Consider the following 23,528-nt stretch of genomic DNA (forward strand, 5'->3'; position numbering starts at 1 on the left):
GCTTCTTTTTCAATCAAATAAATGACGTAAAAAACGTTCGGGGGCGTTCAGGAATTCCCGTGTCAACTGGACGTGGGACATCTCTTCGAAGTTGGATTGGATAAGGACGCCATCCCGAATTTCATATAAATCGGCGTCTGGGTATGCCATGAAAATTGGGGAATGCGTCGAAATAAGGAATTTAGCACCTTCCTTTGTCATATCGTGTATCATGGCAAGAAGCGACAATTGGTTTTGCGGGGATAAAGGTGCTTCGGGCTCATCAAGTATGTAAAAGCCGCCTGGGCGGAATCTTGCTTGGAATAAGTCAAAAAAACTTTCACCATGGGATCTTTTTTCAAGGCCATCCCCATAAAGACTTTGCAGTTCATAATACGTTCTTGCATAGGGGAGGATTTCCAGGCTATTAGGGTCCCGCTGTTTAATTTCCTCCATTTTTGCCCATGCCTCTTCACGCATGATCGCAATGCTCCTCGTATACGTTTTATAATCGGAGGCCCTAAAAAAGAATCCGTTATTCGTTTTCACATCCCAGATCAGTTTCAAATCATCTGCCAGATCGAAAGCAGGGGAGAGCGTATGATTCTTTTCCATATGCTCACCACTAATGAGGATGCTGTTAGCGGCGGCAGCTATCCCTTCAAGAAGTGTCGTCTTCCCACTGCCATTGTCGCCCGCAATAATCGTGACGGGTGATTCAAGGACAAGTGTATCGAAATTACGTATAAGATCCAGACTAAACGGGTAGCGCTCATCAACCGTTTCCTGTTTACGTATGATTTTCCGCAAGGACATGCACGTCACCCCTTTTGGACAGTATACCGAAAACAAACGAAAGTGCCTATCCTAAATCCAACGGTTTCGTTGCTGGCCCCTCAAGCACTGAGCCATCCTTTCTGAAACGGGAGCCGTGGCATGGACAGTCCCATGTCTCATCTGCCTCATTCCACCTCGTCCTGCACCCCATATGCGTGCAAATCGGCGAATCTTTTCTTTTGATATGTCCGCCCGAAAATTCTTTTAGCACAAGTCCCGAATTTTTTAATGCTTGTATGAGAAAGGAGCCGAATCCAGTGCGGTCAGGTGCATATAATGAGCTTGCTTTGTTTTCCTTGCCGATAATCTGATCGCTGATGATTCTTGCGCAGACAAGGGAATTCGACAGACCCCATTTTCTAAAACCTGTATTAATGTAGACATAGGGCATACTTTTCGAAATGGGACCAGCATATGGAATAAGATCAGGTGTCGATGGATCCTGTGCGGACCATTTTTCCTGTAAGGGGTCAAGTTGGTAAACGAATTTTAACTCCGAATCCAACGTTCTATAATGTATTTGCGTCCCCTTATCCACACCTGCGCGATGTTCCTCCCCGGATAATAGGAAATGGGCATTTCCATCGATGAACGCAGTCCGTACAGATCGTTTTGGTGTGTCAACCGAAATATATTGTCCCTGTAAAGGCATATTGGCAGCAGTGGAAACTAAATATGATCTGCCGACCGTCAACTTTAGGAATTGCAATCCCCGTAAAGCCTCCAACGGATAATGTGTACACAATATTAGTTTATTAAATTGTATTTCAATATTAGAATTTGTATAAAGGTGCTTTTTCTTCAAATCCATTAAGCGGATATTCGTATTCTCGAATATGCGTGCACCTGCTTTAACTGATAGTTGCGCAAGATGCTGGCCAAATCGCATAGGATGTATCTGAGCCTCGTCTTTAATCGTAAGCGTGGCCTCAGTTTTCAGCGGCAGTTCACTGTCTTTTCCTAATTCGGCTGCAATGCCGATCTCTTCATAGGCCCGTTTTTCACTGTGAAGCAGGTCAGTTCCATTCTTCGATTGGGAATAGAGGACCGAATTTGCATCCCATAGTTCATCACCAATGGCAAAGCTTTTTCCAAATAGTACAGCAGCGCGGTTAGCTTCAAAATAAAACTTCGCATTATCCCGGCCGAATTTTTTAATTAGATCGGCATAAACAACGCCATGCTGTAATGTCAGTTTGCCAGTTGAATTACCTGTCGCTCCGGCAAGAATCTCATCCTTTTCCAATAAAACGACATCCACTCCTTCTTTCGCCAAAAAGTAGGCATTTGCAATTCCACTTAATCCTCCCCCGATAATACAGACATCACACGATATATCCTTATTTAAAGCGGGGTAAGAATCCCGCGGATAGGCGGTTTTTAGCCAAAGTGAATGATTCATGCTCAGTCCTCCAATAGATTCTTCAATAACAACATAAGCAGGCATATTCATTGTTGCCAGTTTAAATGAATTCTAAAATAAGAAAGGAAAGGTGGTTGTTAATCATGAAAATAGAAGTCTGGTCAGATTATGTTTGCCCGTTTTGCTATATCGGCAAACGAAGATTGGAAGAAGCGATAGAGTCTACAAACTTAACAGGTCAAACAGAAGTGGTATTTAAGGCATTCCAGTTGGACCCGAATACTCCGGTGACGGCAAACGGATCAGCGGTGGAAGGTTTGTCAAAGAAATTTGGAATCAGCCTAACAGAAGCAGAGCGGATGATGGCAAATGTCGCGGAGCAGGCGAAGACGGTGGGACTTAATTACGATGTCGAAGGCATGAAAGTGGCAAACACATACAATGCCCATCGCCTTGCTAAGTTAGCGGAGCAGGAGGGTAAAGCTGACGCTGTATCTGAGCGCCTGATGGCAGGTTATTTCGTCCAAGGAGAGGCCATCGGAAACGAGTCAACATTGATTGCCATTGCAGAAGAAGTAGGCATTTCAAAGGAACGCGTTCAACAAATGCTTCAATCTGATGAGTTTTCTGATGAAGTGAAAAAAGACATCGCCGAAGCTGGACAAATCGGTGTGCAAGGCGTGCCATTCTTCGTCATCAACCGTAAATACGCAATCTCAGGCGCACAACCAGCGCAAGCCTTCGAGGAAGCATTGAGAAAAGTAGCGGCAGAAGAAGGAATCCAACCCCAGTTGACAGTATTAGGCAAAGAGGGCCAAGGCCTCTGCACAGACGACAACTGTGAAATTTGAAGGTTTCAGTCTTCACTTAACTCATTAAAAACATAATTGCAGGTGAAGGGTGGCACCGTTGATTGAAGCGTAGGGCGGCGACTCCTGCGGGAATAGCATGAGCTGAAGACCCCGCAACGAAGCGTAGCGAAGTGAGGAGGCTGAAGCCATGCCCGCGGAAAGCGTCGCCCGAAGCGGAAATCAACAGTATGTTGTCTATAATAAAAAACGACGGAGTTAGCTTTTATCGCTAACACCGTCGTTTTTTAGTTCATCCTTATATAAAACTTCCTTCAACGCATCCTCCGTCGAAATATCCGCCAACTTCACCTTCGAACGATAAGCAGCCCTCACAAGCAAATGACCTGCCACCGGAGCCGTAAGAAAAACGAACACAATACCAAGCAGAACACGTACACTAACAAACTGCTCACGGAACAAAAAATACAAAAAAGTTCCCGAAAGAGTCAACAATACAGCAAGTGTCGAGCTCTTTGTCGCCGCATGAGAGCGCGTATACACATCCGGCAATCGAATAAGCCCGAACACACTAATGACACTCGCAATCCCACCCATCAAAATCAATAGCGCACCTATAAATTCACCGATCACGTTTACGCTCAACGATGACCCCCCTTTCAATTGCTTTCGAAAAGGCGATCGTCCCAATAAATGAAAGAATCCCTAATATCAAAATAACTTCTAAAAAGGCCTTTGTCTTCAAAATAATCGAGACTACCGCAATCGTTGCGATCAAATTCACACCAATCATATCAAGCGCAAGGACACGATCAGGCATTGAAGGACCAAGGACAATCCGAATGATCGCAATGGCAATCGTGATAGAAAAAAGGATAAGTGACACCATCAGCATCATCTCAATCATCGTGTCACCTCCATGATCGCTTTTTCAAAGTTTTTTAGCTGCTTGATCAAACCTGCTTTGGACTCCTCTACATCCATCGCATGGATATATAGTGTATTGCCTTCAGGGGACACTTCCATAACGACAGAACCCGGAGTCAACGTAAGAAGAAGGGACAGCATCGTCACTTCTACATCACTTTTTAGGACTGTCTCGTATTTAAAGATTCCTGGCTTTATTTTTAATTTGGGGCTTAAAATCTGTCCCAAGACAACGATGCTTGACTGTGTCAATTCTGATATGAAAATGAAAAGTAATTTAATGGTTTTAACTAACCGCCGCAAATAAAATTGGGTACCGAAAAAGCGGTGCATGAAAAAGATAATTCCAATTCCGACAAGGAAACCGGCAAAGAAAGTCGTGAATTTCAATTCATCTTCATCCATTAACGTCATCCATAAAAAAGCGATGAACAGATTCAGTAATAACTGGGCTGGCATCAAACTCCACCTCAACTTTCCGCTTAACGATTTCCTTGTAAAACAGCTTCTATATAGATATCAGGGTTCATAAGTGTGCGTGCAGCATCACTCACATAAGGGGCAAGTCCTTCAACCCCGATCCCGATTGCAATTGTCATGATTGCAAACAGGATACACGGAATGAGCATCCCTTTTTTCAATGGCACATCGTCATCCTCATTAATAATCGTCTCACCCCAGAAACAATTCAGGAAAATGCGCAATAATGAGTACAGAACGAAGATACCGGACATAAAGGCTACTGCCAACAACAGATAGGAGCCAGTTTCAATTGCTCCTTGCCCTAAGTACACTTTGCTGATGAACCCACTTAACGGAGGAATTCCGGTCAATGATAGCATCGTGATGAAAAACAACCAGCCAAGCATAGGGTAGTTGCGGATTAGACCACTCATCTCCTCAATTTTGGATTTTCCTGTCAAATAGATCACCGTTCCTGCAATGAGGAATAACAAAGCTTTTACAATCATGTCATGTATTAAATAATAAATAGCTCCCTCGAACGCGATTTCGGAAGACATGGCAAGACCTGCCAATATAAAACCGACGGCAATTACAACATTATATGAAACGATTTTCCGGATATCGTTATACGCAAGTGCGCCGATACTGCCGCCTATCATCGTCAATATCGCCATGATTCCAATTACGGTATGAGTAATGATTGTTTCGTGATAAAAGATGAGCGTGAACATGCGGAACATCGCATAGATACCGACTTTAGTGAGCAAAGCACCAAATAATGCCGCAACAACGGTCGGAGGTGCACTATAAGAGCCGGGAAGCCAGAAATAAAGCAAAAGTCCAGCCTTAAGACTGAAAACAATCAGGAACATCAAGCTGATCACTGTTAGTAGCGGCCCTTGTCCCACCTCTGCAATCCTGACGGATAAATGAGCCATATTCAAAGTCCCGACCGTTCCATATAAATACGCAATCCCGATTAAGAAAAACCATGAGGATAGGACATTGATCGTAACGTATTTGATTGATTCGACAAGCTGAATTTTCCTTCCACCCATTGTGATAAGAACATAAGAGGAAAGCAGCATGACTTCGAAACAAACGAATAGATTGAACAGATCTCCAGTCAGGAAGGAACCGTTAATACCCGCTACAAGGAAAAAGATAAACGGATAAAAAAACATACTCTCATGTTGTATCCCGATTGAGGAAAATGCATAAATAAGAAGAATTCCTGTCACAATCGATGTTGTTATGACAAGCAACATGGAAAACGAATCCGCTACAAATAGAATGCCATATGGCGGCAACCAACCACCAAAATCAAGTCGTAAAATACCTTCATTCTGAATTCTATTTAAGATAACTATACTTACAGCAATTGTTGCAATACTAGACAAAATGCTGATAATACGTTGAGAATTCGTGCGTGTTCGTAAGAAAATCAAGATGATCCCCGTCATTAAAGGGATGATCATCGGCATAACTATAATATTATTCATCATCAAGCCCTCTCAATGCATAGAGGTCGTCAGTCCCCGTCTTTTTATATGTACGATACGCCAACACTAATAGAAATGCTGTGACGGCGAAACTGATTACAATTGCTGTCAGAATTAAAGCTTGTGGCAATGCATCCACATAGCTTGCTGCATTCTCACCTAATAGCGGGGCGCTCCCTTTTTTCAATCCTTTGCCCATCGTCATTAAAAGAAGATGTGCAGCATGTGATAAGAGGGCAGTCCCTAAAATGACGCGAATCAGATTGCGAGATAGTAACAAATAGACAGCTATTGTCACAAGCAGGCCGACGAGCACCGTTATTAAAGTTTCCATCTGCTACACATCCTCACTTATCGTTAAAATGATTGTCACAACAACGCCGACAACCGTTAAGGCAACACCGGCTTCGAATACGATGACTGTCGACAATTCAGTAACCCCGAAAACCGGCAAATCGAAATGTCCGAAAGCTTGGGTCAGAAAATGTTCCCCAAACAGAACGGATCCGACTCCAGAACCGACCGCAAGGAACACCCCGATAGCTGCAATTTTCTTGAAATCGAACGGGATGCCCATGCGTACAGTATCTATATCGTTTACTAAGTAAAGCAAAACAAAAGCTGAGGACAGGACGAGACCGCCGATGAATCCGCCGCCGGGATTGTTATGACCCGAAAGAAACAGTTCAACGCCGAACGTCAATATGATGAACGCGACGATTCTCGTAACTGTTTTCAAAATGACATCATTGATCTTCAATATCCTGTCCCTCCTTTTTGGATTTCAATTTAATAAGTGTGAATACACCAATACCAGCGATGAAAAGAACGACAACTTCAAGCATCGTATCAAACGCACGGAAATCTCCCAATATCGTATTGACAATATTTTTACCGCCTGCGAGGCGATAGGCATCTTCGAAATATACCGAAATGGACTCGAATAATTTATTGCCTTGCACCGTAAGACCTAACACCGTCACAATTGTCCCCGCCAAAATGGCAATAATGCCATTGAATATCTTTGTCTTACGTGCTGAACGCTCTTTCTTCCATTCAGGTAGGAAGTAGAAGCAAAGCAGGAATAGAGCTGTTGTCACCGTTTCAACAACGGTCTGAGTCAAAGCGAGATCTGGAGCCCTGAATATGACAAAAAGAAGGGCAATCGAATAGCCAAGCACGCCGTTTAAAATGATTGCCGTCATTCTGGATTTAACAAAGAGCATTGATAGTGCCGCACCAGCCATGGAAAGAACGATAAGAAATTCATTTACTGCTATTGAACTGTCATCCGAAAAATCGAAAGAGTAGGAGCCCGTGAACAATATGGAACCTCCAACCGCTACGACAAAAAATACAAAAATATAGACAAGGTAATCCTTTAAATAGCCTTTCATATAAAGGCGTGTCAAGTAGTGGGATCCATTTTCAAGCCAAGACAAACTGGAATTGAAAGCTGTATCCAAATTCCAATTAAACGGAGCGATCGAATAGACACCTTTCCAATATCGCATGAATCTGTAAAGGATAGTCCCAAGGACAATAACCCCGATCGTCATCCATAAAGCAGTATTCAAGCCATGCCATGCCTTAATATGAGGCGTAAGGTTTTCTGCGTTCGCAAATGTCGGATAGATTGCCGTCATCGCGGGACGCAGCAAATAGTTGCCAATGAGATTCGGGAAGAAAAAGATGATGACCACTAATATTGCCAAAACTGAAGGTGCGACTAACATTCCTTTAGATGCTTCGTTGATAGGTTTCTCGACACGTTCTGGATGGAATTCCCCGAAAAACGTTTGGAAAACGATGATCATGCTATAGACAAATGTAAATACACTCGCAATCCATGCAATTATGAGGACCAGTGTACCAATTGTGCCGGTCGCAAAAATTTCAAGGTTTCGCGCATTCACCAATGCTTCGAAGAACATCTCTTTACTTAGAAAACCGTTGAAAGGTGGAAGACCTGCCATAGAGAAACTTCCGATGAGAGCGATTGTGAACGTCACAGGCATGAACGCTATGAGTCCACCTAACCTCCGGATATCCCGTGTTCCAAGCTCGTGGTCGACGATTCCGACGACCATAAAGAGTGCGCCCTTAAAGGTGGAGTGGTTAACGAGATGGAATAATGCCGCGAACGTCGCTTGTGTATAGATCACCGAATCGGTGCTGTATCCATGATGGAGTGCCACTGACCCGAGGCCGAATAAACTCATTACCAAGCCCAACTGACTGATTGTCGAATAAGCTAGCAACGCTTTTAAATCCGTTTGCTTCACGGCATTCAGCGAACCTAACAGTAAAGTGAAAATCCCGACGCCGCTTACTATGTACAACCAGACTGCCTCGCCGCCGAAGATGGGAGTAAAACGAGCAACTAAGTAAATACCTGCTTTCACCATTGTAGCCGAGTGTAGGTAAGCACTGACGGGCGTCGGTGCCTCCATAGCGTCCGGAAGCCAAATATGGAATGGAAACTGAGCGGATTTTGTAAATGCGCCCAATAATACAAGAAGCAATGCTACTAAAAATAGCGGCTCGTCCGTATATTGGCCAATAGTCGCCACTATTTCACGCACACTGAAAGAACCTGTCATAGTTTGTAACATGATAAAACCGGCAAGCATCCCAATGCCACCAGAAACAGTGATGAGCATTGATTTCTGAGCTCCATACCTTGACTTTTTACGATGGTACCAAAAAGCGATCAGCAAGAAAGATGAAATACTCGTCAGTTCCCAAAAAACGTAGAGTACCATTAAGTTATCCGACAAGACGACACCAAGCATGGCGCCCATGAATAATAGAAGATAAACGTAAAAGCGCCCTAATGATTCCCGTTCGGACAAATAGTATATAGAGTAAAGGATGACTAAACTGCCGACACCTGTAATGAGAAGGCCGAATATTAAACTGAGGCCGTCAAGATACGTAGTAAAATGGATTTTAGCAGACTCAATCCACCGAATCGAATGCATATAGGTGCTTCCATTTGCAATGGAAGGGATGAAGCTTGCTAAGAAAATGAAAAGAGCGATTGGAACGATAATGACAAACCAGCCGATATGTCTGCTTTGAATCCGTTTATAAATAAAAGGGATGAAAATCGCTGCAAGAAAAGGGATGAATATGGATAATGTAATCGTCAACAACAGAAAACCTCCTAAGGGACAACCGCTGATATATGTAAATCCGGGTTTTAAACTTCTTATGTAAATTTTTTCTTGATTATTGAGGATAGACTTGACTACTTGCAGAACTGGAGACATAATTAGTAGCTACAAGCTCATATTTGAATTATACACTAAAATCTTTACAATCGCCGTTGGTGCGATTATCTCTTGTCAGCCTACTGACACTCATGTATAATATTGTGGTTTTCAAATTTAGATTCGTTTTATAAAACGAAAATAATTGTAAGAGGTGACTACGGTCATGGGCAAAGTAAAAGGACGTATGGACGAAAGCATTCTTGTTTGTGTCTACTACGGTCCAAATGGTGAGCGTCTCATTAGACGTGGACATAAAATGGCATCTATCATGGATTGTCCACTATATATTTTAACGATTGACCCATTGCCATTCGATGAATTTAACGCAGAGAAATCTGAATACATTCAAAGATGGCAAGAACTTGCAAAAGAGCTTGATGTTGAAGATTTTATCGTTATGGATAATGAGAAGCGGCCAGTTGCAAAGGTGATCAAAGAAATAGCTCACAAAAATAATATTACGCAGATCATTATTGGTCAAACCGCTCAAAGTAGATGGGAAGAGATCACAAAAGGTTCGTTCATGAATGTACTACTCCGAGAAATAACTTTTGTTGATTTCCATGTCGTTTCCGTCGACCGTGCCATTAAAGATGAAATTGAGGGCATGTTTGAAAAAGGCGTACGGGCTTACTTAGTCGAAGAGGGTGACGGTTTCCGTGTTAGTTTTACCCATTCGAAAGATGCAAAGTTCGAAGGAATCTTCTTCAAAGAGATTGGAACGGACTTCAATAATGGGATCTTTAAATTCATGAATAATAATAAAATGTGTCAAGTGCAGATAACAGATGACAGTGTCACCGAAGCAACTCAATTTGTTTGTAAAACGGAACATTGATGAAAAATTAATAGACTAAAATATAAGCGGATGGCCGATTTTGGGTCATCCGCTTTTTCTTTGTTTAGATTCCGCTTTTGGTTGCTTATTCTTCCCCTACAATCTTTACTTCCAGTTCCAAGTCTACGTCAAATTTCTTCTTCACTTCTGATTTCACCATATTGATCGTAGCAATATAGTCAGATGCCGTTGCACTGTTTTTATTAATGATAAACCCTGCGTGTTTGGTCGATACTTCTGCACCGCCGCAACCCTTGCCCTGCAATCCACAATCTTGGATCAGCTTCCCGGCAAAGTAGCCAGGCGGCCTTTTGAATACACTTCCGGCGGAAGGGAATTCCAAAGGTTGCTTCGACTCGCGTTGGAAAGTCAGGTCTGCCACTTTCGCTTGAATTTCTTTTAGGTCACCTTTCATCAACTCAAAGTCGGCAGATAATACATAGTACCCTTCGGTAGCAATGATGCTTTTTCGATAGCCAAGTTCAAGTTCATCCTTGGATAAAACAAGCAGCTCCCCCGATTTCGTCAAGACGGTACATTGCAAGATGATATCTTTGACCTCTCCGCCATAGGCACCCGCATTCATAGCCATTGCGCCGCCGATTGAGCCCGGGATTCCACATGCGAATTCAAAACCTGTCAAGGATTCTTCCGTTGCCCGCTTTGACACATCGATGATAAGGGCGCCTGCTTCCGCATGAATCCGATTACCATCCACCCGAATCGCATCCAATTTGGACAAATGGAGAACGATTCCACGAACCCCTCCATCGCGAACGACCATATTCGACCCGTTTCCTAAAAGTAAAAGCGGAATATCATTTTCATGTGCATACCGCACAATCGCCTTCGTTTCCTCAATTGTCCCTGGAATGGCAAGTACATCCGCAGCACCGCCAAGTTTCGTCATTGTATATTTATTTAATGGTTCATCTATCACTAAAATGCCTTCTGTAATAATTCCGCTTAAATCCTTAAACCACTGATGCTTCGACATCAACATCCAGTCCCTTCAATTCTAATGCGTTAAAACTGACTTCTATTCCGATGAAAATATAGGCTTCACCATTATATAAGTATGCTGGGTATTGGTTGTTTTGACAAGAAATAATAATCGATATTTTTTACAAAGGAATTGAAAGCTCGTTTATCGAATAGTATAGCGAGGGGATGAGAGGTACATAAAGGGGTTGGCTGGTTTGTAAAGAATGTGTAAACTATCTTGACTTCGAGATAAAAGTGGGTTACTATGAATATACACCTTGAAATCGAGATATAAAGATGACTATCTGGATTGGTTTAGGGTATAAGGATACGAGGATTAAATTAATTAAAAATAGAAAGGTTGGATTTGACTATGGCAACATGGAAAGTAGACGCATCACATACGAGTGTAGGTTTTTCGGTAAAACATATGATGGTTTCAAAAGTTAAAGGTAGTTTTTCAGGAGTAGAAGGTACACTTGAAGGGAATCCAGAAGACCTAACTGGTGCTTCAATTAACTTCACAATTGATGCATCAACAATCAATACAAACAGCGTGGATCGTGACAATCATTTACGTTCTGCCGATTTCTTCGATGTGGAAAACAACCCTTCCATCACTTTTGTCTCAACTGAAATCGTGAAAACAGGAGAAGGCGAATACGATATCACAGGCGATATGACAATGAGAGGCGTGACGAAAAAAGTTACGTTTGAAGCAGAGTACGAAGGAGCTGGAGTAAACCCATGGGGTGTACAGGTAGCTGCTTTTGAAGTTGAAGGAAAAGTGTCCCGTAAAGAGTTCGAGCTTACATGGAACCAAGCACTTGAAGCTGGCGGTGTACTTGTTGGTGACGACATCAAGATTTCAATCGACCTACAACTAAATCCTGCTCAATAACCAAAAGCGGAGTACGTCTAAAGTCTGGACGTGAACAGATATAGATAAAAAAGCGCCATGCATGAATGAAAATTCAAGCGTGGCGTTTTTTCTTTTAGGGGGAATCCCCAAATAGCTCATCACTCATTAATATGGCCAATTTAAAACTTCCTATACATATGTCGCTCAATCCAACAACTGGTCACTCAACAAGTGGCCAACGTTCCACGACGCGATCCTTTCTACCCGTTGTCGTTTGTGCATGGATCATCGACTGGTAAACGGCTTCTTCAGTTGCTTCAATGACAGCTTTGAAAAGCTCATTCATAATAGGCGTGTCATCGCGCAAAACCGTATAACTATTCGTTACGTCCTCACTCTTATGCGGAATGGTATAAGCATTTGAAAATGCAATGATGATGTCGCCGCTCCCGTTATGTACGGTTGATCCCGTCCGTGCAAGACCGATGGATGCACGTTTCGCAAGTCTTTTCAATTGCCTGTCGTTTACTGGTGCATCTGTCGCGACGATGATCATGATCGAGCCGTCAGGTTTTTCATGCTCCATTTCCTCTGGCGTCTTCAAGTCACTCCCAACATTTAAATGGTGCTTTGAATTCTTCGAAAGCCATTCATCAATGCGGCATTCTTCAGTTTTTCCGAAATTGGTCAATGTCAGCACGCCGACAGTATATAAATCCCCCCCTTCTCCTGTTAGGGTTCTTGAAGAGGAACCGATTCCGCCTTTCCTGCCAAAACAGATCATTCCTTTCCCGGCACCAACAGCTCCTTGCTCAAGGGGCCCGCCTTCTGCATTCCGTATAGCCTCAATGGCATGATGCGCTCGTACTCTTAACTCACGCATTGAATTCAAATAGCTGTCATTGCATTCACCAACTACAATGTTCAAGGAACTTGTGGAGTCTCCGATTGCGTTGTTTTCCATAAGCATATGTTGTAACGCCCCTTCAAGCACAGCGCCCACGCTGAAAGTGTTTGTCAACATGATAGGGGATTCGATGACACCTAATTCCTCCACTTGAATAAGCCCAACTGATTTTCCAAAACCATTCAATACAAAGTTAGCTGCAGGCACCTTCTCTTCAAATAAATTACCACCATGTGGCAATATAGCAGTTACGCCTGTACAAGCCCTTTCCGGTCCGGCTTCATCATATAAGGTTACATGGCCAACTTTCACTCCCGGAACATCCGTTATGGCATTGAATTTACCTCGTTGCATACCGATCATCCTCCAATCTATAAAATTTATCTACATAAGTAGCATGATTTAAACTTCAATATAAGAAGTAATAACCCTTTATTTCAAGGTGAAAAAATTCATTCAAATAACTGTTTGAATAACCTTGCATTCGGGGAATAAGGTGCATATACTGTACTTACAATCAAACGAATATTTGAATGAGGTGGGTTCCGTGAAATTGAATGATACATGTGAAATAGCAGTTGTCCATGAAGAAGTTGTGGAAAAGGTACAAAAAAGTTTACCGGATGTCAGTGGAATGGTACAAATATTCAAGGCGTTAGCGGATGAAACCCGATTGAAAATCGCTTTTGCGTTAACACTTGAAGAAGAAATGTGCGTTTGCGATGTGGCGGCTGTAATTGGCGCTTCAAATGCTACTGCATCACATCATCTTCGCTATTTACGTGAACAAAGCTTAGCGAAATCAGAGCGTAAAGGGAAAATGGTTTACTACTCACTTTCGGATTCACATGTCATAGATCTTGTAAGAATCACCCATGAGCACGCAAATGAAGGGAAGGGAAATGAGCATGGCTGAAAAAACAGAGTACAGACTAGAGAATCTTTCATGCGCCAATTGTGCAATGAAATTTGAAAACAATGTAAAAAGCATCCCTTCAGTAACGGAAGCGACCGTAAACTTCGGAGCATCAAAATTAACTTTCTCGGGAGTTGCGACAGAAGAAGAACTTCAAAACGCCGGAGCATTTGATGGCATTAAAGTTGTACCTTTAACAAAAAGGAAACCAGATCCAAAGACACCTTTTTTCAAAAGAAAAGAGAATGTCGTTACAATACTGTCCCTTATTTTTGTCATAGCGGGATTTTATTTCACACATCGGGATGTGCCAGATACGACAATTGCTACAGGACTTTTCGCAGCAGCTATACTGGTCGGGGGATTTGGCATGTTCATTACGGGAGTAAAAAACCTTGTCAGATTTGACTTTGACATGAAAACGCTGATGACAATCGCGATCATTGGTGCTGCTATTATCGGAGAATGGCAAGAGGCGGCGGTCGTTGTCTTTTTATTCGCAGTAAGTGAAGCCCTTGAAGCGTATTCTATGAATAAAGCGCGACAATCGATACGACTGTTAATGGATATAGCTCCACCCTCTGCAACTGTGCGACGTAATGGAACCGTGCAAGAACTTTCAACTGAAGAGATACGAATCGGTGACATCCTCCTCGTGAAACCGGGTCAAAAAATAGCGATGGACGGAATTGTATTAAGTGGTCAATCGACTGTCAACCAAGCACCAATCACAGGGGAATCGGTTCCGGTTTTAAAGAAGAAAGAAGATGAGGTTTTTGCAGGGACATTAAATGAAGAAGGCGCACTCGAAGTGACGGTGACGAAACTTGTCGGTGATACGACGATTGCTAAAATCATTCATCTTGTAGAAGATGCCCAAGCGGAAAAAGCACCTTCCCAGAAATTCGTCGATAAGTTTGCAAAGTACTATACACCGATCATCATCGTAATTGCGATTTTAGTTGCTATCATTCCACCTCTTTTTGGCGGGGAATGGCATACATGGATTTACCAAGGGCTTGCTGTCCTTGTAGTTGGCTGTCCTTGTGCACTCGTCGTCTCCACACCCGTCGCAATTGTAACGGCAATCGGCAATGCGGCTCGGCTTGGCGTCTTGATAAAAGGCGGTGTCCATCTTGAAGAGATGGGACGCATCAATGCGGTTGCCTTCGATAAAACGGGAACGCTGACGAAAGGGTATCCGGAAGTGACAGATTTCATAGTGGATAAAGCAGCGAATGGCAATATACTTGAAGCCGTTGCTGCCGTTGAATCTATGTCCCAACATCCATTGGCAAGAGCGGTTGTCACCTACGCGAATAGCAAAGGCATTCAAAAAGCGGAAATGGTAAACTTCCAATCAATCACTGGAAAAGGTGCGTACGGTGAAGTGGGTGGCTCCCTAATCCGTGTTGGTAGCCTGAATTGGGCTATGGAATTAACGGAAGTCCCAACCGATATGAAACAGCGTGCTGAAGCGTTGCAAAAGGAAGGGAAATCCGTAATGGCTGTCCTTATGGATAAGACGTTCCAAGCCCTAATAGCAGTTACTGACCCTTTAAGGGACGAAAGTAAAGAAGTGCTTCGTAAATTGAAAGACATTGGCATCCGTCACACGGTGATGCTGACAGGAGACGATAGACGTACCGCTGAAGCGATTGCATCGGCTGCTGGGGTGACAGATGTACGTGCTAACTTGATGCCTGAGGACAAATTAACAGCTATAAAAGATTTAACGGATGAATACGGTCGCGTCGCTATGGTTGGGGATGGGATAAACGATGCACCGGCACTCGCGGCTTCATCAATTGGAATCGCGATGGGAGGAGCCGGAACGGATGCCGCCCTTGAAACTGCGGATATCGCATTAATGGCAGATGATTTAAGACAATTGCCATATACGATGAAATTAAGCCGAAAAACGTTGCAGATTATTAAAGAAAATATTATGTTTGCATTAGGCTTAAAAATTGTAGCGCTGCTTTTGATCATCCCAGGATGGTTGACTCTATGGATTGCGATATTCGCGGATATGGGTGCGACATTATTAGTTGTACTGAACTCCTTGCGATTGATGCGGATTCATAGATAATAACGCAGCCCGAACGGGGGATTTAATAATGAAATTACGTGAATGGACGATGGAAGAACAGGAACAACTTATCCATTTTTTAACCAATAACACATGGCCTTTCCATGGGAACGCACATCCAGAACGCGAACTGATTGAGAAGACGATCGAAGAAGGCGGTTATGAATCGGATGAAGTGAAGACATTTTGGGTGGAAAACGAAGAAGGAGACATTGTAGGAATCGTTAAGATCTACGATTTGCAGGATGAAATACCACTTTTCGATTTACGGATTGCAGATCGTTATAGAGGTTTCGGATACGGTCCAAAAGCTCTTAGACTCATTACTGAATTCGTATTCGGATTGCCAGAGAAGAAAATCCGTCTGGAAGGTCATACAAGGCAAGACAATTTGGCGATGCGGAAAACATTTGAACGGGCCGGCTTTGTTAAAGAAGCCCATTTACGGAAGGCCTGGTTCTCTCCAAAAGAAAAATCCTATTATGATGCTGTGACATACGGTATGACTCGTGAGGACTTTTTAGCAGGAACAACAACACCGGTCATGTGGGAAGATGAGAAACAGCCCAAAAAGACGAAACGTAACCCTAATTTTCCGAGCGAATTTGAATCCGAACGCCTACTGATTCGCATGCCTGAAGTGGAAGATGCGCTTGACGTGTGGAATGCCTTACGAAATTCACGTGTTGCATTGAAACAATGGATGCCTTTTGCACAGCAAGAACCCGAACTTCATGTGACTGAAGAAAACCTACGCCAGGCAATTGCCGATTTCATAACAAGAAAAGATTTACGCCTACACATCTTCTTAAAAGAGACTGGAGAATTTGTTGGATCTACAGGCCTTCACCGAATCGATTGGTCGATTCCAAAATTTGAAATCGGATATTGGCTCGATACAAAATTCGAAGGTGCCGGGCTTATGACTGAAACGGTAGAAAGATTGACCCGCTTTGCATTCGAAGAATTAGGCGCAAGACGTGTAGAAATCCGATGTGATGAGGAGAATGTAAGAAGTCGATCAGTCGCGGTTCGCACTGGATATGAACTGGAAGGAATTCTAAAATCCGAATCCCTATCCGCCGACGGCAAACAACTACGCAACACATGCATATATGCCAAAGTGCAATAATGGTATTAGTCTTTTTACACATTAAAATGTAGTAAGTGGCTCCAGTTGCTTGAAGTTAAAGGCGGCGACTCCTGCGAAAGCCGTAACGAAGAACGGCTTTTGCGAGTAAAAGCGTAGCGTTACGAGCAGGGGTTAGTTAGCGGATGCCTTAATTTCTGCAAAAACCGCAGAAATACGGCAAATCGAACTCTTCGTGGTTCGATTGGCTGAAGCCATGCCCGCGGAAAGCGTCCGCCTGAAACGGAAAGCAACGGTCTATAATTAAGAAAAGGGTGCCAAAATGGCACCCTTTCTTTAAACTGACCGTCGACCGGTTAACAATTGGACAACGAAGATAATTCCGGCAATGACCAAAAGAAGATGAATCAGTCCGCCACCTATTTTCATTACAAACCCAAGTAACCAAAAAGCAACCAATGCCACAATAATAAACCAAAGTACTTTACCCATATAATTCACTCCTTTGAAGTGGTATAGTGAATTTACCCATTCGTTGGAAAATGTAAACAGTCTGATGTTACACTCAGGACTAAGAAGGTTCAGCAACCCAATTAAGGGGAAAGTACATACTGGAGGTGGAACTTTTGGCAACACCAAGTATGGAGGATTATATTGAACAGATTTATTTGCAGCTTGAAGCAAAAGGAGAAGCGCGGGTTTCCGACGTTGCGGAAGCACTGTCCGTACTCCCTTCATCCGTCACTAAAATGGCTCAGCGGCTCCATCGCGAGGACTATGTAATCTATGAACGATACAGAGGCCTTGAACTAACTGAAAAGGGTCTGAAGTTCGGTAAGAAACTTGTACGAAGACATGACCTCCTTGAACAATTTCTAAGAATAATCGGTGTGGAAGAGCATAATATTTACGATGATGTAGAAGGCATTGAGCATCATTTGAGTTGGAATGCAATGGATCGCATAACAGACCTTGTAGAAGCGATGAAAGATGATCCGGAATTTGTACAGAAATTAAAAGAGCGACAAGATACTTGACGGAAGAGGTAGATGAACAAATGACAGAACTAAAACCGGGTTTTCTGGCCCAGTTGATCGTAAAAGGACAAGAAGGCTCCAGATTGATATTGGATGGGGGAGAACATGACATTCTTGTCAATGCTTCCGAATTCGATGAAATTCCGGAAATCGGTAAAGAAATAGAAGTTTTCCTTTATATGAATAGACGGGGTGAATTGGCTGCCACAGCACATAAGCCGAGTATGACAATTGGCACGTTTGGCTGGGGTCGTGTCATTCGGATTGATGAAAGAGAAGGAGCCTATGTGGACATCGGCTCCTCATTTGAAGTGCTTGTGAACAAAGCGGATCTCCCAAGAGTAAAAGCATTATGGCCAAAAACGGATGATGAGCTGTTCATGACGTTGCGGACAGATTTAGGTGGCAATATTTTTGCTCGACTTGCGACTGAGGAGCGGGTACTTGAATTGATAGAAGATGCACCGAAAGATTTATTCAACAAAAATTTGAAGGCAAGGGCATACAGGTTATTGCCGGTTGGTTCGTTCTTTTTGAGTATTCCGGAAAACTACAGAATTTTTGTCCATAATTCCGAAAGGGTGCAAGAACCACGCCTTGGAGAGGAAGTGGACATTCGGATTATCGATGTACGTGATGACGGTACATTGAACGGATCATTATTGCCGCGAAAAGAAGAACGCCTTGGTGATGATGCGGAGACGGTGTATCAGTATCTTACTGAAGTTGGAGGGAAAATGCCTTTTTCGGATAAGTCCACTCCTGAAGAAATCAGTGAAATGTTCGGCATGAGCAAAGCGTCGTTCAAACGTGCCCTTGGTAAATTGATGAAAGAAGGCAAGATTACTCAAAGCGACGGCTGGACTACTGTTAAATAAAGCTTTCAAAAGGCTTGCATAGGGAACTTTTCCAGATTCCATGACGTACTACTTCATAAGATAAGGAGGGGTATATTATGAAGAAATTATTGATGGCAATGTGTGCGTTATTGCTTATTGTAGGTGGTTTGTGGCCGACATCCGCAAAAGCCGATACAGCTATCGATGAAAAGTTGGGAATACCAATAGTAGTATTGGGCGCTAATCTGACAGATGCAGAAAAGGAAAGTGTGAAAGACAGCCTGAAAGTAGAAAAAGACGCTGAAGTCGAAGTGATAACAGTCGACGGAAACGACCTTGTGAAGTATATAAAAGATGGCAATAGCCAGGCAAGAATGTACTCATCTGCTAAAATTACACGATTGGACAAAGGGAAAGGCCTTGTTATCGAAATTGTGACTCCAGACAATATTACACAGGTGACGAACAGTATGTATGCAACCGCCATGCTGACGGCTGGTATTGAAGACGCAGTTGTGCAAGTAGCGGCACCAAAACCTGTCACGGGCCATTCAGCATTAGTGGGCATCTACAAAGCCTATGAAGTCTCCGGTGAAACGCTTGATACAGAACGGACGGATGTGGCGAATGACGAATTGAGCCTGGCGACTAAGTTCGCAAAAGACTCCGGTATCGATGAAGATAAAGTGGCTGAGTTATTGACCGAAATCAAGAAGGCGATTGCGGATAATAAACCTAATACGAAAGAGGAAGTCGAGAAAATAGTTAACGAGCAACTGGCAAAAATGAATATCAATTTGAGCGAAGCAGATCGTCAAATGTTAATTGAGCTGATGGATCGAATTCGCGGCTTGAATATCGATTTTGGTAAGTTGTCTGATCAATTATCCGAAATGGCTACTACGATTAAAGAGAAGTTCGGAGAAATTGACCCAGGGTTTTGGGAGAAAGTGAAGCAATTCTTCGCGAATTTAGTTGACTCCATCAAGGCGTGGTTCAAGTAAGAATGACCTGAAATGTGGTAATATACAGCCAAAGGAGAGGATTTCATGGACTTTGAATTTGTAGAGCTTGGGGGAGACGCATTCGCGTTTCAACATAAAGCAGATGGAAAGATGTTAGCTGAAATAACATGGACGCGTCTTGCAGATGTCATGGTAATGGATCATACGTATGTATCCGAAAGCCTACGTGGACAAGGTGTAGCAAAGAAATTACTCGATCGTGCAGCAGATTTTGCACGTGAAAAAGGATATAAGATGGAAGCTGTCTGCTCATATGTTGTCACTGCATTTGAGCGGTATAAAGAATATGATGACGTGAAAGCTTGACGGAGCTTGATGATGTCAAAATTTAAAAAGGCAATCCCGTTGTTGGCGGGATTGCCTTAAATATTTTATCAAGTTCAAATTACAGCCCCCAAGCCAAAGTTACAAAATAGACAATTCCAGTCAATACAGATGCACCTGCGACGGTATAAAGCATGTCTGTCGAGGTGAACATTATTTTTTTCCCCATATTTCATGCTCTCCTTTCGCTACAAAGTTGTAATGTTATTAAAATTAGATTACCCTTTCTGTAATAATATGAAACTTCGAAAATAAGATTTATAAAATTTAACGAAACTATTGGTTTTTTTCTTCGTATACTTGTTATGATAGAAAAAATAGAAAGAGAGAGGTGCTTTTCTTGAAACGTACAGCAGAAAAAGTTTTGTCTATCATTGCAGTCATCTTGACGGCGATTGGGACAATTACGGGATTCCTTGTTATGGCAGTATTTAATCTCCTTAAAAATGACCCGACCTTTAAACAGGAAATTGAAATGGATTTATTAGCAGACCCTGCTTTGACTCCAGCAGATGTAGATATGGTATTATCCCTTTTGAATTCCGCAGGCGGATTCCTTTGGGTATTGATTATCTTTATGATCATCAGTATTGTCTTGAATATCATTGGTATCGTGAATATTTGGAAAGACAAAAATGCTAAACTTGCAGGAATCATGTTCATAATCGCGGGGTTATTGGGAGGAATCCTTTCATTACCTTCAATTCTTCTTTATATCGCTGCGATTCTATGCTTTACAAAAAAACCGCCATTGCAAGATAATCTGCAATTTGAAGATCAATCATATAATAGTGATGGAATGAGACCGTTGTAATAAAGAAAGACGCTTTCCCTTTTTGTAGGGAACAGCGTCTTTTCTTAATAGGCAAGTACAGGTTTAGGAATATAATAGACGTATTGGGCTGTTTCAACAGGATAGCCCTCAAAGGTTTCTTCAAAGACATCTAACAACTCAAAACCTTGTTTTTCATAAAAGGCCCTTCCAGCTTTATTACTGCTATCTACATAAACAAAAAGCTGTTTGGCATCTTCAAGCATGCAAATGGATTGATCAAAAAGTTTTTTTCCATATCCCGAATGTTGATAAGTTGGCAGTATGTACATAGCTGTCAATTCCGAATCGCCATCCTCGTCTTTTTTCGTGAAGTTTAGAAAGCCGATTGGTGTACCTTTTTCACACTCAGCTACAAGCAAATGCGTCTTTTCCATGCGTTTCATCATCATGGCATCGGAATAGGAGCGTTTGATAAAAGCTATTTGAATGTCCTCGGGAATGATTCCTGCATATGTGTCATTCCATGTAACGTGGGCAATTTGTTGTATATATCCAATATCTTCAACAGTCATAGGTCTGATCATGATGATCACCTCCGGAAATCCATTTTGTTTTCGTCCAGCTCCGGGCGGCTAAACGCCGCCCTATGCTTTTGATATTATAATATCAAATTACTGGACAATAAACTATGTTTGTCATCATAATGAAATATAAAAAACAAAATTGTCTAATAAGTGAGTGGGGATTGTATGAGTCAACAACTAGAATGGACTACATTGGAATTTCATCAGCTCAGTGGTATCGAAGTATATGAAATGTTAGCGTTAAGGGTAGCGGTGTTTGTCGTTGAACAGAACTGTCCCTATCAGGAAGTTGATGGGCATGATGAAACAGCATTACATGTATTTGGTAAGGACGAAAAGGGGATTGCCGCATACGCGCGACTTTTACCGGCAGGAGAAAAATATGACTGTCCATCAATCGGAAGAGTAATTATCAGGTCTGATCTTAGAGGCAGGGGAGTTGGTCACGTTTTAATAGAAAAATGTACTAACTTGATAGAAGAAAACTGGAAACCAGAACAAATTAAACTGCAAGCACAAGGACACTTGGAATCATTTTATTCAACACATGGATTTAAGACGGAAAGTGAACCGTATGATGAAGATGGGATACCACACATCGACATGATCCGGTTAACCGGAAGTTTTCAATCATCTCGCTAAGGGTATACTACAGTATATATAAATTAATGGAGGAATGATAGGTATGGCACGTAAACGTGGAAATGGATTACTACTTGCTACATTAGCTGCAGGGGCATACGCGTATTTCAGTAAAAAGGAAAATCGCGATAAGGCAATGGTCGCTGTCAATAACATGAAAACAAAAGTTGATTCCTTCATGACTTCCCAAAAACTGAACCGCTCAAATGATACAAAAGCTGGCCATTCAGATCCGTATGATTTACAGGATAACAAAATGGTGAGTGAAGGCGCGCAAACAAGCGTCCATTATTATAATCAGGAAGTCGAAGACAAGACAGAGGGCGAGGACGGTCTTTACCACAAGAAAGAAGTACCAAGCCAAGCACCGCAAAATGACAATCAAAAAAATGACTGAACTAAACGCTTCCGTAACGGAGGCGTTTTTTCGTGGAGTGGAATCCCGGTTTAATAGAAAAATCCACATATTTACGAACAATAATTGTAATTGCATAGTGAAGTGATGTATACTTTTCAGTAGTTTGAAATAGTGAAGGTGAATCTATTGAAGAAAAAACTTGGCTTATTCACGATATTAATCACCGCCGCAGTCTTCCTAAGCGGTTGTTCGGGAGTTCAGAACAAAGAAGGTACATTTTATAATATTTTCGTAAAACCAATGGAATGGCTGCTCCATTATCTTGGAGAGACATTTAACGGAAGCTACGGTTTGGCAATCGTTTTGATCACCGTTGCAATCCGTTTGGTCTTGATGCCACTTATGTTGAAAAACTATAAGGCGCAACAAGAAATGAAAGTAAAAATGGATGCCCTGCGCCCGGAAATGGAGGATATCCAAAAACGTATTAAAGCTGCGAAGGAAAAGGAAGACAAAGAGGAACAAATGAAGCTCCAACAGGAAATGATGGGCTTGTACTCGAAGCACGGTGTCAACCCGTTGAACATGGGCTGTCTTCCATTAATCATCCAGATGCCAATCATCATGGGGCTTTACTTTGCTATCCTATACGCTCCACCGGAAGTGAAAGAGCATCAATTCCTTTGGTTCAATTTAGGTGAACCAGACAAAATCATGATGCTTGTCGCGGGTGCCGTATACTTTGTCCAAGCACGCGTTTCCCTATGGACAATGCCTGAACAGCAAAAACAACAGATGAAGTTATTCATCTACATGTCACCAATCATGATCATGTTTATCTCTTTCTCGGTCATGGCGGCGTTGCCACTATACTGGGCGGTCGGCGGACTACTGCTTATTTTCCAAACATACCTTGGACGCAAGTTTTACTATAAAGAAGTACAACCTGCGACGCCAACTGTAAAAGAAGACGAAGCGGAAAAGATAGATGAAAAAAAGGCGGAAAAGAATGTCGGCAAGAAAGTAGATAAAAAAGACGAAAAGTAATTCTGAACAAAGAGATATTATGGGCCAGGGAGCAATCTCTGGCCTTTT

The 23,528-nt window shown here is 42.4% G+C and carries 27 protein-coding genes; 14 read left to right on the plus strand and 13 right to left on the minus strand.

Going from position 1 to position 23,528, the window contains the following annotated elements:
* Positions 1-9: 9 nt before the first annotated feature.
* Positions 10-795 (minus strand): AAA family ATPase, encoded by a 786-nt coding sequence (locus NSQ43_RS04510; protein WP_339253383.1) that lies wholly within the window; start codon positions 793-795, stop codon positions 10-12.
* A gap of 46 nt (positions 796-841) precedes the next feature.
* On the minus strand, positions 842-2,218 hold the full coding sequence (locus NSQ43_RS04515) for an FAD-dependent oxidoreductase (protein WP_339253385.1): 1,377 nt from the start codon (positions 2,216-2,218) through the stop codon (positions 842-844).
* A 104-nt stretch (positions 2,219-2,322) separates the two neighbouring features.
* Here NSQ43_RS04515 and NSQ43_RS04520 point away from each other — a divergent pair, with 104 nt between their 5' ends.
* On the plus strand, positions 2,323-3,030 hold the full coding sequence (locus NSQ43_RS04520) for a DsbA family oxidoreductase (RefSeq protein WP_339253387.1): 708 nt from the start codon (positions 2,323-2,325) through the stop codon (positions 3,028-3,030).
* Between the two features lie 216 nt (positions 3,031-3,246).
* Here NSQ43_RS04520 and NSQ43_RS04525 read toward each other — a convergent pair whose 3' ends face one another.
* Genes NSQ43_RS04525 through NSQ43_RS04555 form a run of 7 tightly spaced genes read right to left on the minus strand, consistent with a single transcriptional unit; the run spans position 3,247 to position 9,040 of the window.
* Positions 3,247-3,633, minus strand: coding sequence for a Na+/H+ antiporter subunit G (locus tag NSQ43_RS04525; RefSeq protein ID WP_339253389.1), 387 nt, complete (start codon positions 3,631-3,633; stop codon positions 3,247-3,249).
* Positions 3,611-3,895 carry a Na(+)/H(+) antiporter subunit F1 gene (locus tag NSQ43_RS04530; RefSeq protein ID WP_339253391.1) on the minus strand — a complete coding sequence of 95 codons (285 nt, stop codon included), beginning with the start codon at positions 3,893-3,895 and terminating at the stop codon, positions 3,611-3,613. Before NSQ43_RS04530 ends, NSQ43_RS04525 begins: the two co-directional genes overlap by 23 nt.
* On the minus strand, positions 3,892-4,374 hold the full coding sequence (locus NSQ43_RS04535; protein ID WP_339253393.1) for a Na+/H+ antiporter subunit E: 483 nt from the start codon (positions 4,372-4,374) through the stop codon (positions 3,892-3,894). The genes NSQ43_RS04530 and NSQ43_RS04535 overlap by 4 nt, the downstream gene beginning before the upstream one ends.
* 23 nt (positions 4,375-4,397) lie before the next feature.
* Positions 4,398-5,882: a Na+/H+ antiporter subunit D gene (locus NSQ43_RS04540; RefSeq protein ID WP_339253394.1), complete on the minus strand. Its 1,485-nt coding sequence runs from the start codon at positions 5,880-5,882 to the stop codon at positions 4,398-4,400.
* The gene (locus tag NSQ43_RS04545; RefSeq protein ID WP_339253396.1) at positions 5,875-6,216 is read right to left on the minus strand and encodes a Na(+)/H(+) antiporter subunit C; all 342 of its coding nucleotides are present in this window, start codon (positions 6,214-6,216) and stop codon (positions 5,875-5,877) included. The genes NSQ43_RS04540 and NSQ43_RS04545 overlap by 8 nt, the downstream gene beginning before the upstream one ends.
* 3 nt (positions 6,217-6,219) lie before the next feature.
* Complete coding sequence (locus tag NSQ43_RS04550) at positions 6,220-6,642, minus strand: Na(+)/H(+) antiporter subunit B (RefSeq protein WP_339253398.1); 423 nt, start codon at positions 6,640-6,642, stop codon at positions 6,220-6,222.
* Complete coding sequence (locus tag NSQ43_RS04555) at positions 6,629-9,040, minus strand: Na+/H+ antiporter subunit A (RefSeq protein WP_339253400.1); 2,412 nt, start codon at positions 9,038-9,040, stop codon at positions 6,629-6,631. Before NSQ43_RS04555 ends, NSQ43_RS04550 begins: the two co-directional genes overlap by 14 nt.
* A gap of 283 nt (positions 9,041-9,323) precedes the next feature.
* Here NSQ43_RS04555 and NSQ43_RS04560 point away from each other — a divergent pair, with 283 nt between their 5' ends.
* Positions 9,324-9,998, plus strand: coding sequence for a histidine kinase (locus NSQ43_RS04560; protein WP_339253402.1), 675 nt, complete (start codon positions 9,324-9,326; stop codon positions 9,996-9,998).
* Between the two features lie 85 nt (positions 9,999-10,083).
* Here NSQ43_RS04560 and murB read toward each other — a convergent pair whose 3' ends face one another.
* Positions 10,084-10,995, minus strand: a complete 912-nt coding sequence (gene murB / locus NSQ43_RS04565; protein ID WP_339253404.1) for a UDP-N-acetylmuramate dehydrogenase — start codon at positions 10,993-10,995, stop codon at positions 10,084-10,086.
* Positions 10,996-11,355: 360 nt separating this feature from the next.
* Between murB and NSQ43_RS04570 the strand changes: the two genes are divergently transcribed.
* The gene (locus tag NSQ43_RS04570; protein WP_339253405.1) at positions 11,356-11,883 is read left to right on the plus strand and encodes a YceI family protein; all 528 of its coding nucleotides are present in this window, start codon (positions 11,356-11,358) and stop codon (positions 11,881-11,883) included.
* A gap of 181 nt (positions 11,884-12,064) precedes the next feature.
* Here NSQ43_RS04570 and NSQ43_RS04575 read toward each other — a convergent pair whose 3' ends face one another.
* Positions 12,065-13,105, minus strand: a complete 1,041-nt coding sequence (locus NSQ43_RS04575; protein WP_339253407.1) for a P1 family peptidase — start codon at positions 13,103-13,105, stop codon at positions 12,065-12,067.
* Between the two features lie 199 nt (positions 13,106-13,304).
* Here NSQ43_RS04575 and NSQ43_RS04580 point away from each other — a divergent pair, with 199 nt between their 5' ends.
* From NSQ43_RS04580 to NSQ43_RS04590, 3 genes are read left to right on the plus strand one after another with little or no spacing between them, the layout of a single operon-like run.
* Entirely contained in the window at positions 13,305-13,667 is a 363-nt protein-coding gene (locus NSQ43_RS04580) for a metalloregulator ArsR/SmtB family transcription factor (RefSeq protein ID WP_339254799.1), read from the plus strand.
* Positions 13,660-15,759 (plus strand): heavy metal translocating P-type ATPase, encoded by a 2,100-nt coding sequence (locus NSQ43_RS04585; protein WP_339253409.1) that lies wholly within the window; start codon positions 13,660-13,662, stop codon positions 15,757-15,759. The genes NSQ43_RS04580 and NSQ43_RS04585 overlap by 8 nt, the downstream gene beginning before the upstream one ends.
* 28 nt (positions 15,760-15,787) lie before the next feature.
* The gene (locus NSQ43_RS04590) at positions 15,788-16,891 is read left to right on the plus strand and encodes a GNAT family N-acetyltransferase (protein ID WP_339253411.1); all 1,104 of its coding nucleotides are present in this window, start codon (positions 15,788-15,790) and stop codon (positions 16,889-16,891) included.
* Positions 16,892-17,185: 294 nt separating this feature from the next.
* Here NSQ43_RS04590 and NSQ43_RS04595 read toward each other — a convergent pair whose 3' ends face one another.
* Complete coding sequence (locus NSQ43_RS04595; RefSeq protein ID WP_339253413.1) at positions 17,186-17,341, minus strand: lmo0937 family membrane protein; 156 nt, start codon at positions 17,339-17,341, stop codon at positions 17,186-17,188.
* A gap of 134 nt (positions 17,342-17,475) precedes the next feature.
* On the opposite strand from NSQ43_RS04595, the gene mntR reads away from it, so the two are divergent.
* The 5 genes from mntR to NSQ43_RS04620 all read left to right on the plus strand — a co-directional run bounded on the left by mntR (position 17,476) and on the right by NSQ43_RS04620 (position 20,888).
* The gene (gene mntR / locus NSQ43_RS04600) at positions 17,476-17,886 is read left to right on the plus strand and encodes a transcriptional regulator MntR (RefSeq protein WP_339253415.1); all 411 of its coding nucleotides are present in this window, start codon (positions 17,476-17,478) and stop codon (positions 17,884-17,886) included.
* Positions 17,887-17,906: 20 nt separating this feature from the next.
* Positions 17,907-18,764 carry a S1-like domain-containing RNA-binding protein gene (locus NSQ43_RS04605; protein ID WP_339253417.1) on the plus strand — a complete coding sequence of 286 codons (858 nt, stop codon included), beginning with the start codon at positions 17,907-17,909 and terminating at the stop codon, positions 18,762-18,764.
* A 77-nt stretch (positions 18,765-18,841) separates the two neighbouring features.
* On the plus strand, positions 18,842-19,729 hold the full coding sequence (locus NSQ43_RS04610; protein ID WP_339253419.1) for a DUF1002 domain-containing protein: 888 nt from the start codon (positions 18,842-18,844) through the stop codon (positions 19,727-19,729).
* Between the two features lie 45 nt (positions 19,730-19,774).
* Positions 19,775-20,056 (plus strand): GNAT family N-acetyltransferase, encoded by a 282-nt coding sequence (locus tag NSQ43_RS04615; RefSeq protein WP_339253420.1) that lies wholly within the window; start codon positions 19,775-19,777, stop codon positions 20,054-20,056.
* Positions 20,057-20,414: 358 nt separating this feature from the next.
* A complete protein-coding gene (locus NSQ43_RS04620; RefSeq protein WP_339253422.1) occupies positions 20,415-20,888 on the plus strand; it encodes a DUF4064 domain-containing protein in 474 nt (157 codons plus the stop codon).
* A gap of 44 nt (positions 20,889-20,932) precedes the next feature.
* Here the strand turns inward: NSQ43_RS04620 and NSQ43_RS04625 are convergent, their stop codons facing one another.
* Entirely contained in the window at positions 20,933-21,433 is a 501-nt protein-coding gene (locus NSQ43_RS04625) for a GNAT family N-acetyltransferase (protein ID WP_339253423.1), read from the minus strand.
* A gap of 165 nt (positions 21,434-21,598) precedes the next feature.
* Between NSQ43_RS04625 and NSQ43_RS04630 the strand changes: the two genes are divergently transcribed.
* The 3 genes from NSQ43_RS04630 to yidC all read left to right on the plus strand — a co-directional run bounded on the left by NSQ43_RS04630 (position 21,599) and on the right by yidC (position 23,480).
* Positions 21,599-22,075 carry a GNAT family N-acetyltransferase gene (locus tag NSQ43_RS04630; RefSeq protein WP_339253426.1) on the plus strand — a complete coding sequence of 159 codons (477 nt, stop codon included), beginning with the start codon at positions 21,599-21,601 and terminating at the stop codon, positions 22,073-22,075.
* Positions 22,076-22,118: 43 nt separating this feature from the next.
* Entirely contained in the window at positions 22,119-22,472 is a 354-nt protein-coding gene (locus NSQ43_RS04635) for a hypothetical protein (protein WP_339253428.1), read from the plus strand.
* A 147-nt stretch (positions 22,473-22,619) separates the two neighbouring features.
* Positions 22,620-23,480, plus strand: a complete 861-nt coding sequence (yidC, locus tag NSQ43_RS04640; protein WP_339253430.1) for a membrane protein insertase YidC — start codon at positions 22,620-22,622, stop codon at positions 23,478-23,480.
* Positions 23,481-23,528 lie beyond the last annotated feature (48 nt).

Origin of the sequence: Sporosarcina sp. FSL W8-0480 (assembly GCF_037963765.1) — a bacterium.
Lineage (GTDB): Bacteria > Bacillota > Bacilli > Bacillales_A > Planococcaceae > Sporosarcina.

Excerpts from the sequence above, each read along its gene's own strand:
- NSQ43_RS04510 (WP_339253383.1), bottom strand. The coding sequence starts at position 795 with ATGTCCTTGCGGAAAATCATACGTAAACAGGAAACGGTTGATGAGCGC.
- NSQ43_RS04515 (WP_339253385.1), bottom strand. The coding sequence starts at position 2,218 with ATGAATCATTCACTTTGGCTAAAAACCGCCTATCCGCGGGATTCTTAC.
- NSQ43_RS04520 (WP_339253387.1), top strand. The coding sequence starts at position 2,323 with ATGAAAATAGAAGTCTGGTCAGATTATGTTTGCCCGTTTTGCTATATC.
- NSQ43_RS04530 (WP_339253391.1), bottom strand. The coding sequence starts at position 3,895 with ATGATTGAGATGATGCTGATGGTGTCACTTATCCTTTTTTCTATCACG.
- NSQ43_RS04535 (WP_339253393.1), bottom strand. The coding sequence starts at position 4,374 with ATGCCAGCCCAGTTATTACTGAATCTGTTCATCGCTTTTTTATGGATG.
- NSQ43_RS04540 (WP_339253394.1), bottom strand. The coding sequence starts at position 5,882 with ATGAATAATATTATAGTTATGCCGATGATCATCCCTTTAATGACGGGG.
- NSQ43_RS04545 (WP_339253396.1), bottom strand. The coding sequence starts at position 6,216 with ATGGAAACTTTAATAACGGTGCTCGTCGGCCTGCTTGTGACAATAGCT.
- NSQ43_RS04560 (WP_339253402.1), top strand. The coding sequence starts at position 9,324 with ATGGGCAAAGTAAAAGGACGTATGGACGAAAGCATTCTTGTTTGTGTC.
- murB (WP_339253404.1), bottom strand. The coding sequence starts at position 10,995 with ATGTCGAAGCATCAGTGGTTTAAGGATTTAAGCGGAATTATTACAGAA.
- NSQ43_RS04570 (WP_339253405.1), top strand. The coding sequence starts at position 11,356 with ATGGCAACATGGAAAGTAGACGCATCACATACGAGTGTAGGTTTTTCG.
- NSQ43_RS04575 (WP_339253407.1), bottom strand. The coding sequence starts at position 13,105 with ATGCAACGAGGTAAATTCAATGCCATAACGGATGTTCCGGGAGTGAAA.
- NSQ43_RS04585 (WP_339253409.1), top strand. The coding sequence starts at position 13,660 with ATGGCTGAAAAAACAGAGTACAGACTAGAGAATCTTTCATGCGCCAAT.
- NSQ43_RS04590 (WP_339253411.1), top strand. The coding sequence starts at position 15,788 with ATGAAATTACGTGAATGGACGATGGAAGAACAGGAACAACTTATCCAT.
- NSQ43_RS04595 (WP_339253413.1), bottom strand. The coding sequence starts at position 17,341 with ATGGGTAAAGTACTTTGGTTTATTATTGTGGCATTGGTTGCTTTTTGG.
- NSQ43_RS04605 (WP_339253417.1), top strand. The coding sequence starts at position 17,907 with ATGACAGAACTAAAACCGGGTTTTCTGGCCCAGTTGATCGTAAAAGGA.
- NSQ43_RS04610 (WP_339253419.1), top strand. The coding sequence starts at position 18,842 with ATGAAGAAATTATTGATGGCAATGTGTGCGTTATTGCTTATTGTAGGT.
- NSQ43_RS04615 (WP_339253420.1), top strand. The coding sequence starts at position 19,775 with ATGGACTTTGAATTTGTAGAGCTTGGGGGAGACGCATTCGCGTTTCAA.
- NSQ43_RS04625 (WP_339253423.1), bottom strand. The coding sequence starts at position 21,433 with ATGATCAGACCTATGACTGTTGAAGATATTGGATATATACAACAAATT.
- NSQ43_RS04630 (WP_339253426.1), top strand. The coding sequence starts at position 21,599 with ATGAGTCAACAACTAGAATGGACTACATTGGAATTTCATCAGCTCAGT.
- NSQ43_RS04635 (WP_339253428.1), top strand. The coding sequence starts at position 22,119 with ATGGCACGTAAACGTGGAAATGGATTACTACTTGCTACATTAGCTGCA.